This is a genomic window from Enterobacter sp. Li2LvB3 (genome assembly GCF_056156645.1).
On record NZ_JBSICG010000017.1, the window covers coordinates 65,342 to 83,983 of the forward strand.

Below are 18,642 nucleotides of genomic sequence, written 5' to 3' on the forward strand. Positions count from 1 at the left end.
ACTCAACATCCGTGCCACTTTCAGGCCGCAGAGAAGGTTGAGGGAGCGTGAGTCCGGCTGAAAATCGCCGAAGCGTTTCCTGAAGGCCGGGGCGACGCGCAGGGATGCGCGGCGAGGGCGGATTTACAGGGACGTTACCTCCGCCCGTCCCCGATAAGCCGGAAGGAATAAGCTGAGGACAAAATTGCCAGGAGTAATTTTGGACAGCGCTTGCGCTGGCCCCGAAGGGGTGAGCCCCAGGGATGGGGCGAACAATCCGCGAAGCGGCGAGTTTCTTTGCCGGGAGCCGGGATTGCTAAGGGGGCGGCGGCAGCCCCCTTAGCACGTTCACCGCAGCGGATTATGCAGGTAGCAGGAAAGCCTAAGTGAACGGAACGATGCCACTCAAATAGCAGAGTGGTTTAATATCGCTTAACTGACTGGCATTAGCTCCGCGTGAGCCGGTTTTTTTATGCCCGGAACTCCCGGTTTTGTAGGCCCGGTAAGCGCAGCGCCACCGGGCAAAAAAGCACGCACTGACCCCCAAAAAAAAGCCCTCCATAAAGGAGGGCAAGGCCAGTTACAGAAACACTAACTCAAATCATGCTTGCAACATTTCAGGTTGCTCGGGGAGTTTCGCGATATAGAGAGCTGGTTTGCCGTCTTTATCGGAACTGTACAGAACCGCTTTGTCATCCGGGGTAAAGGATGGGTGCGGATGGGTCACCTGGCGGCTATTGGCCACCGTTGCCCAGGAGGTATCATGACGGGCGATGCGGAAGTACGCTTTTTTCGCCACATCAAAGGCATAAAGGTAAGGATCGTTATCGATGGTATAACCGCTGGTATCCTTCACATCGACCGGCGTGCCGGAGCCATCCCCAACCAGCATTGTGCCGTCGAAGTTGCTCATCAGGTGCGAACAGGCGGGCATCTGCATAACGGCATCGTTAACGCCGGTATCCGGGTTAAAGCTGTAAATCGTGCGGCCCTGCTGACCTTTCAGATACGAGACGTAGACCAGTGCAGAACCATTCGGCACCCAGAATTCATGGGTGCAGCTTTCACCTTCTGCGTGCTCTTTCACTTTGCGCACGTTGCTGCCGTCTTCGTTCACCAGCCACATGCGGGCATCCACCAGGTCGTGCGGCCCTTCGTGACAGAAGGCCACGGTGTTGTCGTCGAACGGACGATAAATAGGGTGCCCCAGCCAGTTTTTCTCTTCGTGGATGGTTGAGCTTTCACCGGTTTTAAGATCCACGCGCAGCAGGCGGCAGCGTGGCCCTTTATGGAAGAAGTCATGGAAAATCTTCCAGTCGTTGAGCGGCGTCCAGTCACTTTTGGCAATCTCAATACCGACCAGTTTGGTGCAATCGCTATTGGCCACCCAGGTACCGTAACCCACCCATTCGTCAGAGACGCGGTACACTTCGCGCTCGGCCAGGGTGTGTAAGTTCACTTCCAGCAGCGTGCGGTCGTTCTTCACATAGTAGAAGGACTTATCATCCGGGGAGAGGAACCCGCCAAAGGTGTTATCGCCGGTACCTTCAGTCAGCTGTACGGCTTCTGCTTTTTTCAGATCCAGCAGGTAGTAGTTCCAGTTCCCGTCAAACTCTCCCGCGAACAGCAGGTGACTACCATCGTTAAAGAAGCACTTCTGATAGAAGTAGTTGCGATGACAGGTTACTTCGGGTGGGGTCAGGCGGGTGACTTCCACGCCTGTATCCGGATCGCGGCTGATCTCGTAGTTCAGCTTGACCCGCATACCTTTAGCCATAATGCACTCCTTTATACGATAAAAATTGAGTTAAAAACTGGGTGTTAAATTATCAAAACATCGTTTCAATATGTGTGACTGATGGCGCAATTTGTAAGAAAAATTGATGAAAGCGATGTCATCTTAGATTTTTAACGCTGAATGTTTTGTAGGCCGTCATATTTCAAAGATTTTATAACCTATTGTTTATTATGATTAACATCCAGGCTGCTTTTAACCATTTCTGCGTCAACACCTCAACAATCGTGATCCGAACATCATTTCTGGCATAAAGATACAGAAAAAGTGAAACGTCGTTTTAAATGCAATTGAAAACCCATTTCTCAGGGGATACTATGTGCCAATCGAGAAAACGGAACGATGTTTCGTTAATTATTTTGCCTTCGGGCACGGATCACTTCTGGAGGTTACCGTGGACGTCAGACAAAGCATCCACAGCGCGCACGCTAAAACGCTGGATACCCAGGCGCTGCGCAACGAGTTTTTAGTTGAGAAGGTATTTGAAGCCGATGCGTACACCATGGTCTACAGCCATATCGATCGCATTATTGTTGGCGGCATCATGCCGGTGGCAAAAACGGTTTCTGTTGGTGGCGAAGTGGGCAAACAGCTCGGCGTGAGCTACTTCCTGGAACGCCGCGAACTGGGCGTCATCAATATCGGCGGTCCTGGCACTGTCACCGTAGACGGCCACTGTTACGAGATTGGTCATCGCGATGCTTTGTACGTTGGCAAAGGCGCGAAAGAAGTGGTCTTCGCCAGCATTGATAGTAGCAAGCCGGCGAAGTTCTACTACAACTGTGCGCCAGCCCACACCACGTACCCAACCAAAAAAGTGACACCTGCGGACGTAGCCCCGGTCACGCTTGGCGATAACCTCACCAGCAACCGCCGTACCATCAACAAATATTTTGTTCCCGATGTGCTGGAAACCTGCCAGCTCAGCATGGGGCTGACCGAGCTTGAGCCGGGCAACCTGTGGAACACCATGCCGTGCCATACCCACGAGCGCCGCATGGAAGTCTATTTCTACTTCAACATGGAAGAAGATGCCTGCGTGTTTCACATGATGGGGCAGCCGCAGGAAACGCGTCATATCGTGATGCATAACGAGCAGGCCGTGATTTCTCCGAGCTGGTCGATTCACTCAGGCGTGGGAACCCGTGCGTACACCTTTATCTGGGGTATGGTCGGTGAAAACCAGGTCTTTGATGACATGGACCACGTCGCTGTTAAAGATCTGCGCTAGTCGCGGGCAGTTAAGCATAAACCTGCCTGTTCGTGACAGGCGTTAAAAGATTAAGGAACTAACATGATTCTGGATGCATTTTCTCTACAGGGTAAAGTGGCTGTAGTTTCCGGTTGTGACACCGGTCTGGGCCAGGGTATGGCATTAGGTCTGGCGGAAGCTGGCTGCGATATCGTCGGGATCAACATTGTTGAACCGACTGAAACCATTGAACGCGTCACCGCACTGGGCCGTCGTTTCCTGAGCCTGACCGCTGACCTGCGTAAAATCGATGCCATTCCTGAGCTGTTGGATCGCGCTGTGGCAGAATTCGGGCATATCGATATCCTGGTCAACAACGCAGGCCTGATCCGCCGTGAAGATGCTATCAACTTCAGCGAGCGCGACTGGGACGACGTGATGAATCTGAACATCAAGAGCGTGTTCTTTATGTCTCAGGCGGCGGCGAAGCACTTTATCGCCCAGGGTAAAGGCGGCAAGATCATTAACATCGCCTCTATGCTGTCGTTCCAGGGCGGCATCCGCGTGCCGTCTTACACCGCGTCAAAAAGTGCCGTAATGGGCGTGACCCGTCTGCTGGCGAACGAGTGGGCGAAGCACAACATCAACGTCAACGCCATTGCACCAGGCTACATGGCAACCAATAACACTCAGCAGCTGCGTGCTGATGAACAGCGTAGCGCGGAAATCCTCGACCGTATCCCGGCTGGCCGTTGGGGTCTGCCGAGCGACCTGATGGGGCCGATTGTGTTCCTGGCGTCCCCGGCTTCTGACTACATCAACGGCTACACCGTTGCCGTTGACGGTGGCTGGCTGGCGCGTTAATTCCGCCCCCAGACGAAGAACCTCTGCCTTATGGCGGAGGTTTTTTTGCACAAAAAATGTCATTATCCATACCCGTAAAGATGAAAAATCCATACCAAAAAATCATGAATGACATAAATCACAGTTTTATTGCTTAAAAATTAACTGATTAGTAAAAAAATGTGATTATTCAGCATTAGTTGAAATTGTAATGTCCATCACAGATCGGTATGTCGCAGCAAAATTATCCATATCTTCGCAGATTACCGCCTGACACTTTTTTTCGCCATCTCGTAATTTCAGTTAACGAATTTCGCTGTTCAGGCAGGAAAATATGACATCTATAAATGACTCTACCCTCATGCCCGGCGCGCTGCGCGATACCCGCCGGATGAACCAGTTTGTCTCTATCGCGGCAGCGGTAGCCGGTTTGCTGTTTGGGCTGGATATCGGCGTGATTGCCGGTGCGTTGCCGTTTATTACCGATCACTTTACGTTGAGCAGCCGCCTCCAGGAGTGGGTGGTGAGCAGTATGATGCTTGGCGCAGCTATCGGTGCGCTGTTTAACGGCTGGCTTTCGTTCCGCCTTGGGCGCAAATACAGCCTGATGGTTGGCGCCATTCTGTTCGTCGCCGGTTCACTCGGCTCTGCGTTTGCCACAGGCGTGGAATTGCTGTTGCTGTCCCGCGTGCTGCTGGGCGTGGCGGTGGGGATTGCGTCGTACACCGCGCCGCTTTATCTGTCAGAAATGGCAAGCGAGAACGTGCGCGGCAAGATGATCAGTATGTATCAGCTGATGGTGACGCTCGGTATCGTGCTGGCGTTTTTGTCCGATACCTGGTTCAGCTACAGCGGTAACTGGCGGGCGATGCTGGGTGTGCTGGCGCTGCCTGCGTTGCTGCTGATCGTGCTGGTGATATTCCTGCCGAATAGCCCGCGCTGGCTGGCGCAAAAAGGGCGTCACGTGGAGGCGGAAGAGGTGCTACGCATGTTGCGTGATACGTCTGAAAAAGCGCGTGACGAGCTGAACGAAATCCGCGAAAGCCTGAAACTGAAGCAGGGCGGCTGGGCGCTGTTTAAGGCCAACAGCAACGTGCGTCGAGCGGTGTTCCTCGGCATGTTGTTGCAGGCGATGCAGCAGTTCACCGGCATGAACATCATCATGTATTACGCCCCGCGCATCTTCAAAATGGCCGGATTCACCAACACCGAACAGCAGATGATAGCCACGCTGGTGGTCGGGTTGACCTTTATGTTCGCCACTTTTATTGCGGTATTCACCGTTGATAAAGCCGGACGTAAACCGGCGCTGAAAATTGGTTTTAGCGTGATGGCCATCGGCACGTTGATCCTCGGCTACTGCCTGATGCAGTTCGATAACGGCACGGCATCAAGCGGGCTTTCATGGCTCTCTGTCGGCATGACCATGATGTGTATTGCAGGATATGCGATGAGTGCCGCGCCGGTAGTGTGGATCCTGTGCTCTGAAATTCAGCCACTGAAATGCCGTGACTTCGGGATAACCTGTTCTACAACCACCAACTGGGTGTCGAACATGATTATCGGTGCGACATTCCTGACGCTGCTGGATTCGATTGGTGCGGCTGGTACATTTTGGCTCTATACGGTGCTGAACGTGGTGTTTATCGGTATTACGTTCTGGCTTGTTCCTGAAACCAAAGGCGTGACGCTGGAACACATTGAACGCAAGCTGATGGCCGGGGAGAAATTACGCGATATCGGCGTGTGATTTTACCGCCCGGAGGGGCTACGCTTACCGGGCCTACAAAGTAGCGCCAAATGTAGGCCGGGTAAGGCATAGCCGCCACCCGGCTTTTTTTACACTTTCGCTAAATACAGCGCCGGCATTCCTTCGGCATCCGAGGTATACAGCACCCACTCACCGTCAGGTGAAAACGACGGATGTGGATGCGTTACCTGACGGTCGCCATCCAGCACTTTCCAGCTGGTGTTGTGCTGACAAACGGCCTTTTGCGTCCCCGCGCGAACATCAAATACCCAGATAAACGGATCGTTGAGGCTGATATCCCCGGTATTATGCTGCGCGCCGTCACCGACAATCAGCGTGCCATCGTGGTTGCTCATTAGGTGAGAGCAGGGCGGGATCGCCATCAGTTGACGGTTTTCCAGCGTTAGCGGATCGGCGCTGCACAGATAGCGTTTCGGATCGTTCTCTTTATGTTCTACGTAATACAGCGCGGAGCCGTCAGGTACCCAGAATTCATGGGTGAAACTCTCGCCGGGCGCGTGCTGGCGTACCTTGCGCACGTTGCTGTCGTCGGCATCAATCAGCCACATGCGGGCATCGATGGCATCACGCGGACCTTCATGGCAAAACGCGACGGTGGTGCTATCAAACGGGCGATAGATCGGATGCCCGAGCCAGCGGTTTTCCTGCAACATCACCCGGCGTTCGCCAGTGCGTAAATCGATATTAATCAGGCGGCATTCAGGCTGGGTAAAGTAAAACGCGCGGAACTTGCTCCAGTCGGTCAGCGGCTGCCAGTCGCTCTTTTTGATTTCGATCCCGACAAGCTTAGTACAGTCTGAATTTGCCACCCAGGTGCCGTACGCCACCCATTCGTCATCCACATCATAGACGATAAACTCCTCAAGGCTGTCGAGGTTGACGCGCCGGAGTTCGCGGTTATTTTTCACATACCACAGGGACTTATCATCATCAGATAAAAAGCCGCCAAAGGTATTATCCCCGCCTCCATCGGTAAGCTGGGTTGCCTGTTGTTTCTCAATATCCAGCAGGTAGTAATTCCAGTGGCCTTCGAATGCACCGCCAAAAATCAGCTTGCTGCCATCACGGGTGAAGCATTTTTGATAGAAGTAATTACGGTGACAAATAATGTGCGGGGGCGTCATCCGTATCACCTCGTGCCCGGTTTTATTATCCAGGCGAGTGCGAAAATTCAGCGGGATGATTTTGCCTTTCATTTTTCTCTCCTTGAGATAAAAAAATACCCTGCCACAGTCAGTGGCAGGGTATGTTCTGGCCAGGGGATTAGCGCATGGCGCGTTTCAGGATACGTTCCGCCTGACGCTGGAAGTCAGCGGCAGTCTCTTCCACGGTTTTCTGGCCATAGTCGATGTACTGAAGAGAGGTGCCGAACTGGGCAACAATCTGTGGGTCATCAAAGTATGGCGATACGGACAGTTTCGCAGGCAGAGACTGCGCCAGACGCAGACCCGCAACGGAAGGATCGCTCTCTTTAATGGTGCCGTCTTCGGTCAGGAATTGCACAGCTGCTTTGCTCAGCGGCACACCGCGCTCCAGACCCAGCGTATCGACACCTTCTTTGCTGTTCAGCAGGAAGTTAATCAGCTTCGCGGCGGCTTCCGGGTTCCTGGTTGATTTACCAATCGACAGCATCTGCGCCGGTTTGAAGAACAGGCCCGCATCGGTGGCGCCCGGCAGCATTGGGTAATTGCCCAGCTCCAGTTTTGCCGGTGGCTTCAGGTTGTCGGAATATTTGTTAATGGTGGAGTTCCACATATAGGTTCCGCCCCATTCCCCCTGGATCCACGGCTTCATCTCATACATGTTGCTCTTACCAAATGACGCATAGTATTTGGTGTCTGGCATCACGTGACTATCAACCAGTTTTTTATAGGTCTGGAAGAATTCCACCCACTGCTCTTTGCTGTAGGCGAATTTTTTGGTCTTTTCGTCCACGGCTGGGATGTTGTATTTCTGGATCATGTAGGAGTTCAGCAGCGCCAGGGTGTCCTGGTGTTCCAGCACCACAGGGTAGTACTGTTTGCCAAGCTTGCTCTCGAAGGCCTTGCCTGCGGCCATCAGCTCATCCCAGGTTTTCGGGTATTCGACGCCCGCTTTTTTCCAGGTTTCGTCATTAAAATAGAACACACGCGCGGTCACGGAGATTGGAATACCGTTCAGCTTGCCGTTCACCGTGGTGGATTGCAGCTCTTTAGGATCGAACTGGCTCAGGTCGATCACGTCTTTCATTTTGTTCAGATCGTAGAATCCTTCTCCGCTTTTGGAGAAGATCGGCAGCCAGTTCCAGTTCGTTTGCATCACGTCCGGCTCGGTGCCGCCAGCAATCTGGGTCGTCAGACGGGACAGGTGACCATCCCACCCGGTGTATTCCGCTTTCACGTTAATATCCGGGTTCTGCTTGTGGAACTCTTCCAGCGCTTTCAGGGTAACCTGGTGGCGGCCATTACCGCCCCACCAGGACATACGTAAATCAACATCTTGTGCCATCGATGGCAAAGCAGTAAGGCCCAGGGTAGCGGAGATAGCGGCGCTTAAAAGCACTTTTTTCATTTTTATAACTCCATTAGAGAGAGATGTTCTGTTCAGTTTTAGCGTCAAAAATATGACATTTATTCATATCAAACTTGAAATACACCTTACGATGAAGACCCTTATCAATCATTGGCTTAGCTTCGTCGGAAGGAATTCGGGCGGTCAGTTCGTAATCCGCGACTTTCAGATACACAAAGAACTCATGGCCCATGTTTTCCACACGCACCATTTCGCCGCTGCAACCCCCTTCCTGGAAAGGTTCGTCTGAGAGCGAAACAAATTCAGGGCGCACGCCGTAGAAGATCTCCTGGCCCGCGTAGCCAGACACTTTCTCCTGCATTTCACCGTTGAGCGGCATGGTTTCATTGCCGATAGCGATAAGCAGATTCCCCTCTCTTTCCACCAGCTTGCTGGCGCGAATGTTCATTTCTGGCGCACCGATGAAGCCCGCCACAAACATGTTTTTTGGCTTGTGGTAGAGATTATCCGGGGTATCCACTTGCATGATATGGCCGAGCTTCATCACACAGATGCGGTCACCCATGGTCATGGCTTCGGTCTGGTCGTGGGTCACATACACGGTCGTCGCCGGTTTACCGGATTTCTTCAGCTGCTTGTGCAGGTCAGAAATACGGATACGCATCGAGGCGCGCAGCTTGGCGTCGAGGTTAGATAAGGGTTCATCAAACAGGAACACGTCCGGCTTTTTCACAATCGCACGGCCAACGGCCACACGCTGCGCCTGGCCGCCGGAAAGCTGGCGTGGCAGGCGGTCGAGCAGCTCTTCCAGTTCCAGAATTTTCGCCGCTTCATTCACCTGAGATTCAATCTGATCTTTCGGCAGCTTGCTCAGCTTCAGACCGAAGGCCAGGTTTTCGCGCACCGTCATGTGCGGATACAGCGCGTAGTTCTGGAATACCATCGCAATCCCGCGCTCTTTCGGCGCCAGGTTGTTGACAATTTTCTCACCAATGCGCACTTCACCGCCGCTGATGGTTTCCAGCCCGGCCAGCATTCGCAGGGTGGTGGATTTCGCGCAACCGGATGGCCCGACGATCACCATGAATTCCCCTTCAGCGATTTTCAGGTCGATAGCATGTACCGCTTTGAAGCCGTTGGAGTACACCTTTTCCAGTTTGTTGAAGATAACTTCAGCCATGATATTTCCCTCTTAACCTTTAATTCCGCTGCTGGTTACGCCCTGTACGAAGTAGCGCTGTGCCAGGAAGAAGACAATGATGGATGGCAGAATGGAGATACTCGCCATTGCCAGAATTTCGTTCCACGGCGCACCTTCGGTGACGTCGATGGACATTTTCAGAGCCAGTGCAATCGGGTATTTGTCCACGCTGTAAACGTAAATCAGCGGCCCGATAAAGTCGTTCATTGACCACATGAACTGGAACAGTGCGACCGAGATAATGGCCGGTTTCAGGATTGGCACTACCACGTACCACAGCACCTGGATGGAGTTACAGCCGTCAATCTGCGCCGCTTCTTCCATGTCACGCGGTACGCCACGCAGGAACTGGATCAGCATAAAGACGAAGAACCCTTGTGTGGCAAACGCCAGCGGCAGGTACAGCGGCATATAGCTGTTCAACATGCCCATTTCACGGAACATCAGGTACTGCGGGATAAGCAGGACGGTGCTTGGCAGCAACATGGTGGTGATAAGCGTTGCGAACCAGAATTTCTTCCACGGGATCTCGAAGCGGGCAAAGCCGTACGCCACGATGGTAGAGGAGATAATGGTCAGGATCACTTTCGGGATCACATACTTAAAGGTGTTCAGCATGTAATGACCGAAGTTGTATTCAGTCCCGGTTTTCCAGCCGTTAATAAATCCATCCCAGGTGGCGTGTGCAGGCCACAGGCTCAGGGTGGTGAAGATCTCGTGGTTCGGTTTAAACGACGCCGAGAACATCCATACCAGCGGATAGAGCATCAGCAGGCCGACAAACAGCAGGATCACATAGCGGATACTGGCGTTGATTTTCTCTTTGCGCAGCGTGCGAGCCACTTCGCGCTCAGCAATGCTTCTCGCCGTGGAGAGTTGTTGGATATCAGCCATTTTTGCCTCCTTTATCGGCGGAGTAGAACACCCAGTATTTCGAAGACTTAAAGGCGATAGCGGCAAAGACGGCAACCACCAGGAACAGGATCCAGGCCAGTGCTGCGCCGTAGCCCATATCAAAGTATTTGAATGCGGTGTCGTAGATGTAGAGCGAGAACAGGTAAGTCGAGTAGGTTGGCCCGCCGCCGGTAATGACATACGGCCCGGTAAATTCCTGGAACGCCTGAGTGGTCTGCATGATGAAGTTGAAGAAAATCACCGGCGTAATCAGCGGCACGGTCACTTTCATGAACATCTGCCATTTTGATGCGCCGTCGATCATTGCCGCTTCATACTGTGATTGCGGAACGTTTTGCAGCGCGGCAAGGAAGATAACCATCGCAGAGCCGAACTGCCAGACGCGCAGCAGGGTTACGGACATCAGCGCCAGAGAAGGTTCACCCAGCCAGTTCACCGGGTCAAAGCCAAATACGCCAATAAAGCTGTTCAGCAGGCCATCGATGGCAAACAGTGCACGCCACAGAACCGCAATTGCTACGGAGCTGCCGAGGATCGACGGAATATAGTAGGCAGTACGGAAGAAACCGATGCCGCGTAATTTAAAGTTCAGAACAAACGCAATTCCCAGAGCAAATGCCAGTTTTAATGGAATGGTCAAAAATACATAGGCAAAAGTCACGCCCATGGATTTCCAGAAGAGAGTATCTTCCGTAAACATGTAACGATAGTTCTCGATGCCGTTAAACACCGGCGGGCTCATCAGATCGTAATCAGTAAAACTGAGAAAGAACGATGAGACAAAGGGAAACGCGGTAAAGATTATCAGCCCGATTATGTAGGGTGATATCCACGCTAGCCCCAGCATTTTGTTTTCATTCATACATACCTACCTGGCAATCAATGGTTTTAAAACGGAATCCGATTGTGATGCTGTCGCCCCACGCCTGATGGCAGGCCCGGGGATGTGTGTTCGGTATGAAACACGTTACGGTTACTCTCTTACCTTATGTTTTATATAACATTTTATTGGGTCGTCCTGGCAAGCCTTGTCAGGGTTTTAAAAACTCACGAACTGTTGTTCTTGAATACTAAAACATCGTTTTATTTTATTTTATTGCTATTTATTTCCGCGTCATGCGCTTAATGATGGAAATGTGATCGATGTCGAAACGCTGTTTCAATAAGGTGAGGAAGGTGGCACTTTTAACCGGGATATGAGTCACCGTAAAACGGCTGGAGAGTGGATGAGTCTTCAGAACGAATGATTAATGTGCGTGATATAGCGCCAATTTTTACTACTAATTCTGATAGTCAGGTATCAGGTTTTAATCTTTTGGCATTCAGATAATTCTTACTTTCTTGTATCATCGAACGCTCAGGGACCTCTCAGGCAGATTCACTGCGCCATCAAAATAGAAGAATTGTTATGTCAGTCATGGATTTTAAAAAAAATACGGATGTGGATTTTTCCCGTCATGCCTCCCCGGCACATGAGTATAAAGAGATTGACCTTCTGGGATTATTGGATGTCTTGTGGGTCGCCAAAAAACGTATTCTGGTTACCGCTTTCGCCTGTGCTGTAGCAGGTCTGGCAATGGCATTTATCCTGCCGCAAAAGTGGACCAGTAAAGCGGTGATCACGCCGGCAGAACAAACGCAGTGGAACCCACTGCGACAGATGCTGGTGGCACTTCAGGTACTGGATGTGGACGTAAAAATCGCCCGGCCTGAAGTATTCAACCTGTTTATCAAAAAATTCCAGTCACAGTCACTGCTTGAAGAATATATGACCTCCTCGCCGTTTGTTATGGCGCAGCTGGAAGGTGCAGATATTGATCCTGTTGAGCTGCATCGCGCCGTGGTCAATATTGCCGAGGAGATGAAAGCGGCGGATAACACCGCGGCGAAAGATGCCGATAAAGCGCCCTATGCGTCCTGGACGTTGAGCTTTACAGCGCCGACGGCAACAGATGCGCGTACCGTGCTTGAAGGCTATATCGAGTTCGTATCCGCGCTGGTCGAAAAAGAAACGATGCAGAACATTCGTAATCAGGTCACGCTGAAAACGCGAATGGAGAGAGAGCAGCTGGAACTGGACAGGGTTCGTCTGACCAATATTCACAACACCAACCTGCAACGTCTGAATTATTCCCTGAAAGTGGCCAATGCCGCCGGAATTAAAAAGCCGGTCTACAGTAATGGCCAGGCGGTTAAAGATGACCCGGATTACTCCGTGGCGCTGGGTGCTGATGGTATTGCGCAAAAGCTGGAAATTGAAAAATCGATCAAGGATGTTGCTGAGCTGAATTCCGATTTCCAGAATCGCGAATATCATCTGGCTCAGTTGCAGAAACTGTCTGTTGAAGATGTGAAGCTTGAGCCTTTTAAATATCAGCTGTCACCGTCTCTGCCGGTGAAAAAAGATGGCCCGGGCAAGCTGGTTATTGCGCTGCTCGCAGGCATTGTTGGTGGGCTTTTCGCCTGCGGCTTTGTGCTAGTTCAAAATGCGATGCTGATGCGCAAGCCTTTAGCGGAAGCCCTTCCGGAAGCGGAAATGTAATAAAAAGGGCGGGTGGCGACGCCGCCCTTTTTTTTATTGCAGAAAATCTTCGCGCACAGGCGTAAAGGTATCAAGCAGTGTGCCGGGTTTCAGGCACACGCAGCCATGCATGATATGCGGCTCTTTATAGAGTGTGTCTCCCGCCGTCACGACATGTTTTTCATCACCAATGGTGAATTCGAACTCGCCGGAAAGCACATAGGTTAACTGCTCGTGCGGATGGTTATGCATCGGCCCGATGGCGCCCTGCTGGAAATTCACCTCTACCGCCATCATCTTTCCGTCATGCGCCAGAATTCGACGTGTCACGCCGTTTCCGAGATCTTCAAGCGTTGTCTCTTTGTGAAAAATAAACATATCTAGCCCCGCAAGGTAATGAAACAATGTTTCATTTAATTTATATCACCGCGCGGTAAAAAGAAACGGCTAGCCAAAGAACTGGAAACAGGATCACAAGTTTGCTTCACTGGAAGAAACATAAAGGAGAAAGTATGAAAACGATCGGCCTGTTAGGTGGAATGAGCTGGGAATCGACCATCCCGTACTACCGCCTGATTAATGAAGGGGTGAAGCAACGTCTTGGCGGGCTGCACTCCGCAAGCCAGCTGCTGCACAGCGTTGATTTCCATGAGATAGAAGCCTGCCAGGCGAGCGGTGAGTGGGATAAAGCCGGCGAGATACTGGCGCAGGCGGCGCTGGGGCTGGAGCGTGCGGGCGCAGAAGGGATTTTGCTCTGTACCAACACCATGCACAAAGTGGCGTCACACATTGAATCGCGCTGTTCGCTGCCGTTCCTGCATATTGCCGATGCCACCGGGCGCGCGATTACCGCCTCCGGGATGACGCGCGTGGCGCTGCTGGGAACCCGCTATACCATGGAGCAGGATTTTTATCGTGGGCGACTGAGCAGTGAATTTGGGATTGAAAGCCTGATCCCGGATGAGGCAGACCGGGCACGCATTAATCAGATTATCTTTGAGGAGCTTTGTCTCGGAACCTTCAGCGAACCCTCGCGCGAGTACTACGTCAGCGTGATTGAGAAGCTCGCACAGCAGGGGGCAGAGGGTGTTATTTTCGGTTGTACAGAGATTGGTTTACTCGTGCCGGTTGAGCGCAGCCCGATCCCGGTGTTTGACACGGCAGCCATTCATGCCGCGGATGCCGTTGAATTTATGCTCTCCTGAGCAGCACAAAGCCGGGCTTGCCCGGCTCAGTCTTGTTCGTTGGCGGCATCATAAGCAGATTGCGCGGCGACGATGGCATCCATATTACTTTCTACCCAGTGAGCCAGCACGGTGACGGTTTCAGTGAGCGCCTGGCCGAGCGGCGTCAGGCTGTACTCTACCGTTACCGGCACAGTGGCAAACACTTTTCGCGAAACCAGGCCGTCTCGCTCCAGCTTGCGCAGCGACTGGGTCAGCACTTTCTTGGTGATCCGCTGAATATCACGTTGCAGGTGATTAAACCGAATCGGTCCGTTTTCCAGACGCGCAAGGATCAGCAGCGCCCATTTATCGGCGATACGCGCCAGTACATTGCGTGTCGGGCAGCGCTCGTCGAACACATTATAGGGTGGCATCTCTTTTGTTGCGGTTTCAGCGTCAGTCATGGTGGTTCCCTCGAGGTAACCAGGTGAGGTAAAGGTGCCTTCTTACGCAAGCGAATGTTTGCGTGTATAAAACGACGTAAGGTTTCTATTTGATACCAGGGAACCGAAAATGGCAACCCAGCCGTAAATGTTTGACTTCTTGAGCAATATTCCATCAGGAGACACATAATGAGCGTTGTAGTTATCTATTATTCCGGCTACGGCCACACAAAACGCGTAGCTGAAACGGTTGCTGAAGGCGCGCGTGCTGATTTGATCGCGATTGACAGCAATGGCGATATTCAGGAAAGCGACTGGCAAAAACTCAACGATGCGAAGGCGATTATTTTTGGCGCGCCAACGTATATGGGCAGTGTGCCGTGGCAGTTCAAGAAGTTTGCCGATGCCACGTCGAAAGCCTGGTTTGTGCGCAGCTGGCAGGACAAAGTGTTTGCGGGCTTTAGCAACAGTGCGAGCCTGAACGGTGACAAACAAGTGTCTCTTCAGTATCTGCAAACGCTGGCTTCACAGCATGGCGGTATCTGGGTGAGCCTGGGTCTGCCACCGTCAAACACTCAGGCTGCCACGCGCCAGGATATCAACAACCTGGGCGGTTCTGTTGGGTTGCTGGTGCAGTCTCCGTCAGATGCTGACGCAGGTGCGATTGCATCGGGCGATCTGGAAACTGCAGTGAAATTCGGTGAGCGTGTAGCTTCTGTCGCGAAACGTTTCAACTGAATTGACGAATGCCCGGCAGTTAGCCGGGCATATTGTTAAGCACATCGTCCAGTTTTGCAGTGAACGTGCTAAGCCCCCCTTGCAGATGTTCACTGAAGGCATCCACCAGTGCCGATGCCGGGCGGTGAAGCGGGCGGATAAGGCTCACGGTAAAAGGAACGGATACGCTAAAACGGCGGATAACGATCCCGGTTCCGGCATAATCCAGCGCCGTTAGGGGATTCACCACCGCAATTCCCACACCCGCGCGCACCATCGCACATATTGAGGCGGCACTGTGCGTCTCGACCACCATTCGGCGTTTAACCTGATGCTCGGCAAACAGGGTATCCAGTAACTGCCGGTAGCTGTCGGTCTGCGAAAGACTAATGTAATTTTCGCCCTGAAAATCGGCGGGAGTCAGGATCTGTTTCTGCGCTAACGGATGCCCTGCTGGCAGTACGCAAACTTCATCTAAAGAGAGCAACTCGGTGCGCTGCGTTCCCGCAGGGGTGACAAGCGTTTCGGTCAGGCCGAGATCATGGCGCTGAGCCGAAAGCCACTCTTCCAGCAGTGGCGACTCTTGCGGCACGATGGTGAGGTTGACCTCGGGATAGCGCGTCAGAAAAGGGTGCAGCAGCATGGGCAGAAATGACTGCGAAAAGACGGGCAGGCAGACAATCGACAGCTCACCCTGGCGGAATTCCCGCAGGCTTTCGGCCGCACTGACAATCCTGTCCAGGCCGTACCAGGATCGCTGTACTTCTTCAAACAGGCGTAACCCCTGCACCGTGGGATGCAGTCTGCCGCGCGTACGTTCAAACAGCTTCAGCCCCAGCACTTTCTCAAAGCGTGCCAGCTCGCGGCTGACTGTTGGCTGCGAGGTATGCAGCATAAGTGCAGCTTCGGTGAGATTCCCCGTGGTCATCACGGCGTGAAAAATCTCGATATGGCGTAAGTTGACGGCGGGCATTGGGCACCTGATGACTGAAGGTTATCCATATCATTTTTGCATAGACTCACGATAAAACGATATTTTTTATTCTCTTCGCACTGTGGCGTAATCATAAAAAAATGACATCACCCGGAGAAGACCATGCCACGCCCGCTTAACCAGACTGATACCGATTTGAACGCCGATAATTTACTGCGCCTGCCAGCCGAATTTGGCTGCCCTGTGTGGGTCTACGACGCGCAGATCGTCCGCGAAAAGATTGCCGCGCTACATCAGTTTGACGTGGTGCGTTTTGCTCAGAAAGCCTGCTCGAATATCCATATTTTGCGCCTGATGCGTGAGCAGGGGGTGAAGGTCGATTCGGTTTCTCTGGGTGAAATTGAACGCGCGCTGGCGGCCGGATACGATCCGAAGAGCGACAGCGATGCCATTGTGTTCACGGCTGACTTGATTGATGAACCTACACTTTCCCGCGTACATGAACTGCGGATTCCGGTTAATGCAGGTTCGGTGGATATGCTGGAGCAGCTCGGTCAGGTTTCTCCTGGTCATCGCGTATGGCTGCGCGTGAACCCGGGTTTTGGCCACGGTCACAGCCAAAAAACCAATACCGGCGGTGAAAACAGCAAACACGGGATCTGGTATACCGATCTGCCTGCGGCGCTTGAAGTGATACAGCGCTACAGCCTGGAGCTGGTGGGTATTCATATGCATATTGGTTCCGGTGTCGATTACGGTCACCTGGAGCAGGTATGTGGCGCGATGGTGCGCCAGGTTATTGATTTTGGTCAGGATATGGAGGCGATCTCCGCCGGTGGCGGCCTGTCTATTCCATATCGTGAAGGCGAAGAGGCGATTGATACCGATCACTATTACGGCCTGTGGAGCGCGGCGCGCGATAAAATTGCCGCCCATCTGGGGCATGCGGTGAAGCTGGAAATCGAACCGGGTCGTTTCCTGGTGGCGGAGTCTGGCGTGCTGGTGTCGCAGGTTCGTAGCGTGAAAGAGATGGGGTCACGTCACTTTGTGCTGATTGATGCAGGCTTTAGCGATCTGATGCGCCCGGCCATGTACGGCAGTTACCACCACATTACCGCGCTGGCCGCAGATGGCCGCGATTTAACGCAGGCTCCGCGGGTTGAAACTGTAGTGGCAGGCCCGCTGTGCGAATCGGGCGATGTGTTTACTCAGCAGGAGGGCGGTAAAGTGGAAACCCGCGCGCTGCCTGAAGTGAAACCGGGTGATTATCTGGTGCTGCATGATACCGGAGCGTACGGGGCGTCAATGTCCTCGAACTACAACAGCCGCCCGCTGCTGCCGGAAGTGCTGTTCGATAATGGTGTGGCGCGGCTGATTCGCCGCCGCCAGACCATTCAGGAACTGCTGGCGCTGGAACTATTTTGAGTGAAAATACGGGCCCGTGGTTACTGAGTCGCGCAACACCAGCGTGCCGGTAAACGGCGGGATCGTTTCGACCGGCTGGTTTTTTGCCAGCCGGATCGCCTGATCGATAGCCGTCACTATCATATTATCGATAGGCAAATAGACCGAAGAGAGCGCAGGCTCCAGCCACTTCGCACTCGGCGCATCATCAAAACCAAACAGCGAAATATCCTGAGGAATACGCAGCCCGGCCTGATGTAACGCCTTAGACGCACCCAGAGCCATATCGTCGTTACAGGCGAAAAGCGCGCTAAACGGCACGTTTTCAGTGATGAGCTCTTTGCACAGCTCATATCCCCGCGTCATTCCTGCATCGCCATATTTCACCCGACGATCGTCCCAGACAATTCCGTGCTTTTCCAGTGCCTTACGATACCCCATCAGGCGCGCCTTACCGGTTGGCGTGTGGATCGGAACGGTGATACAGGCAATCTCGCGGTGGCCCTGGCTTATCAGATAATCCACGGCTTTAAAGGCGGCATCCTGTTGTTCGAAGAACACACAGCGGTCCGCCGCCTGGCTCACTTCGCGGTTGATGATCACCAGCGGCGTTTGCACGGAATGGATGAGCTTCATGATCGCTTTTTCGCTCATGTAGCGGGTATAAAGCACGATGGCATCGCATTTGCGGTCTGCCAGCATTTGCACGGCCATCTCTTCCTGTTCGGGGGCATCGTGACCATCGGTGACGATCAGCTGCTTGCCGTGCGTTTCCGTTTGTCGCGATGCCTGCTGTAACAGGCGTCCGAAGTAAAAACCGTCAAATGTCGACACCACCAGACCAATGCTGTTGCTGGTCTGGTTCGCCAGCGAGCGCGCAAGAAAGTTCGGCCGATAACCTAACTCTTCCATTGCCTTAAACACCTGCTTGCGCGTGCTTTCTTTTACCTGACCTGTGCCGTTCAACACGCGTGAGACTGTGGCTTTTGAAACACCAGCGCGTAATGAGACATCCAGCATTGTTGCCATTAGAAATTCCTGCTTTCACGTAATCGTCCGCAGTTTATCACAGACACTCAGGCACATATGTGCAGCGGCGAAGGCAAAATCCCCACCACGATCACGCTTTTTGGCAACGGGCTATCACAACAGCATAAAACGGAATAAGTGGCATACCAAAGTGGTTGTAAATCATGATTTGGAATACCTGTTGTCATGATGGGAGATTAATCACAGAACGAATAACACCA

The 18,642-nt window shown here is 52.6% G+C and carries 17 protein-coding genes; 7 read left to right on the plus strand and 10 right to left on the minus strand.

Annotation, left to right across the window (positions count from 1 at the left end; genetic code table 11):
* Nucleotides 1–580 precede the first annotated feature (580 nt).
* Nucleotides 581–1,756 carry an oligogalacturonate lyase family protein gene (locus ACS603_RS15105; protein ID WP_474944512.1) on the minus strand — a complete coding sequence of 392 codons (1,176 nt, stop codon included), beginning with the start codon at nucleotides 1,754–1,756 and terminating at the stop codon, nucleotides 581–583.
* 412 nt (nucleotides 1,757–2,168) lie between these two features.
* On the opposite strand from ACS603_RS15105, the gene kduI reads away from it, so the two are divergent.
* The 3 genes from kduI to araE all read left to right on the plus strand — a co-directional run bounded on the left by kduI (nucleotide 2,169) and on the right by araE (nucleotide 5,559).
* Nucleotides 2,169–3,005: a 5-dehydro-4-deoxy-D-glucuronate isomerase gene (gene kduI / locus ACS603_RS15110; protein WP_315686700.1), complete on the plus strand. Its 837-nt coding sequence runs from the start codon at nucleotides 2,169–2,171 to the stop codon at nucleotides 3,003–3,005.
* A 63-nt stretch (nucleotides 3,006–3,068) separates the two neighbouring features.
* On the plus strand, nucleotides 3,069–3,830 hold the full coding sequence (gene kduD, locus ACS603_RS15115) for a 2-dehydro-3-deoxy-D-gluconate 5-dehydrogenase KduD (protein ID WP_166717561.1): 762 nt from the start codon (nucleotides 3,069–3,071) through the stop codon (nucleotides 3,828–3,830).
* A gap of 295 nt (nucleotides 3,831–4,125) precedes the next feature.
* Nucleotides 4,126–5,559, plus strand: a complete 1,434-nt coding sequence (gene araE, locus ACS603_RS15120; RefSeq protein WP_474944526.1) for an arabinose-proton symporter AraE — start codon at nucleotides 4,126–4,128, stop codon at nucleotides 5,557–5,559.
* An 89-nt stretch (nucleotides 5,560–5,648) separates the two neighbouring features.
* Here araE and ACS603_RS15125 read toward each other — a convergent pair whose 3' ends face one another.
* From ACS603_RS15125 to ACS603_RS15145, 5 genes are all read right to left on the minus strand, one after another.
* Nucleotides 5,649–6,776 carry an oligogalacturonate lyase family protein gene (locus tag ACS603_RS15125; RefSeq protein ID WP_474944513.1) on the minus strand — a complete coding sequence of 376 codons (1,128 nt, stop codon included), beginning with the start codon at nucleotides 6,774–6,776 and terminating at the stop codon, nucleotides 5,649–5,651.
* 67 nt (nucleotides 6,777–6,843) lie between these two features.
* Nucleotides 6,844–8,130: an ABC transporter substrate-binding protein gene (locus tag ACS603_RS15130; protein WP_315686695.1), complete on the minus strand. Its 1,287-nt coding sequence runs from the start codon at nucleotides 8,128–8,130 to the stop codon at nucleotides 6,844–6,846.
* A 13-nt stretch (nucleotides 8,131–8,143) separates the two neighbouring features.
* Nucleotides 8,144–9,271, minus strand: coding sequence for an ABC transporter ATP-binding protein (locus tag ACS603_RS15135; protein ID WP_182062308.1), 1,128 nt, complete (start codon nucleotides 9,269–9,271; stop codon nucleotides 8,144–8,146).
* 12 nt (nucleotides 9,272–9,283) lie between these two features.
* Nucleotides 9,284–10,186 carry a carbohydrate ABC transporter permease gene (locus ACS603_RS15140; protein WP_014071621.1) on the minus strand — a complete coding sequence of 301 codons (903 nt, stop codon included), beginning with the start codon at nucleotides 10,184–10,186 and terminating at the stop codon, nucleotides 9,284–9,286.
* Nucleotides 10,179–11,069 (minus strand): carbohydrate ABC transporter permease, encoded by an 891-nt coding sequence (locus ACS603_RS15145; RefSeq protein WP_014071620.1) that lies wholly within the window; start codon nucleotides 11,067–11,069, stop codon nucleotides 10,179–10,181. Before ACS603_RS15145 ends, ACS603_RS15140 begins: the two co-directional genes overlap by 8 nt.
* A 546-nt stretch (nucleotides 11,070–11,615) precedes the next feature.
* On the opposite strand from ACS603_RS15145, the gene wzz(fepE) reads away from it, so the two are divergent.
* On the plus strand, nucleotides 11,616–12,749 hold the full coding sequence (gene wzz(fepE) / locus ACS603_RS15150; protein WP_315686689.1) for an LPS O-antigen length regulator Wzz(fepE): 1,134 nt from the start codon (nucleotides 11,616–11,618) through the stop codon (nucleotides 12,747–12,749).
* Nucleotides 12,750–12,782: 33 nt separating this feature from the next.
* Here the strand turns inward: wzz(fepE) and ACS603_RS15155 are convergent, their stop codons facing one another.
* Nucleotides 12,783–13,106: a cupin domain-containing protein gene (locus ACS603_RS15155; RefSeq protein ID WP_166717568.1), complete on the minus strand. Its 324-nt coding sequence runs from the start codon at nucleotides 13,104–13,106 to the stop codon at nucleotides 12,783–12,785.
* Nucleotides 13,107–13,240: 134 nt separating this feature from the next.
* Here ACS603_RS15155 and ACS603_RS15160 point away from each other — a divergent pair, with 134 nt between their 5' ends.
* On the plus strand, nucleotides 13,241–13,933 hold the full coding sequence (locus ACS603_RS15160) for an aspartate/glutamate racemase (RefSeq protein WP_474944514.1): 693 nt from the start codon (nucleotides 13,241–13,243) through the stop codon (nucleotides 13,931–13,933).
* Nucleotides 13,934–13,959: 26 nt separating this feature from the next.
* On the opposite strand, the gene ACS603_RS15165 is transcribed toward ACS603_RS15160, so the two are convergent.
* The gene (locus ACS603_RS15165) at nucleotides 13,960–14,358 is read right to left on the minus strand and encodes a winged helix-turn-helix transcriptional regulator (protein WP_315686684.1); all 399 of its coding nucleotides are present in this window, start codon (nucleotides 14,356–14,358) and stop codon (nucleotides 13,960–13,962) included.
* Between the two features lie 168 nt (nucleotides 14,359–14,526).
* Here ACS603_RS15165 and ACS603_RS15170 point away from each other — a divergent pair, with 168 nt between their 5' ends.
* Nucleotides 14,527–15,075, plus strand: a complete 549-nt coding sequence (locus ACS603_RS15170; RefSeq protein ID WP_014071614.1) for a flavodoxin family protein — start codon at nucleotides 14,527–14,529, stop codon at nucleotides 15,073–15,075.
* Nucleotides 15,076–15,094: 19 nt separating this feature from the next.
* Here ACS603_RS15170 and ACS603_RS15175 read toward each other — a convergent pair whose 3' ends face one another.
* Nucleotides 15,095–16,027 carry a LysR family transcriptional regulator gene (locus ACS603_RS15175; RefSeq protein ID WP_182062304.1) on the minus strand — a complete coding sequence of 311 codons (933 nt, stop codon included), beginning with the start codon at nucleotides 16,025–16,027 and terminating at the stop codon, nucleotides 15,095–15,097.
* A 123-nt stretch (nucleotides 16,028–16,150) separates the two neighbouring features.
* Between ACS603_RS15175 and lysA the strand changes: the two genes are divergently transcribed.
* Nucleotides 16,151–17,413, plus strand: a complete 1,263-nt coding sequence (gene lysA, locus ACS603_RS15180) for a diaminopimelate decarboxylase (protein WP_474944515.1) — start codon at nucleotides 16,151–16,153, stop codon at nucleotides 17,411–17,413.
* Here lysA and ACS603_RS15185 read toward each other — a convergent pair.
* Complete coding sequence (locus ACS603_RS15185; RefSeq protein ID WP_182062302.1) at nucleotides 17,405–18,421, minus strand: LacI family DNA-binding transcriptional regulator; 1,017 nt, start codon at nucleotides 18,419–18,421, stop codon at nucleotides 17,405–17,407. The two genes, lysA and ACS603_RS15185, sit on opposite strands and share 9 nt — an antisense overlap.
* Between the last annotated feature and the right edge of the window lie 221 nt (nucleotides 18,422–18,642).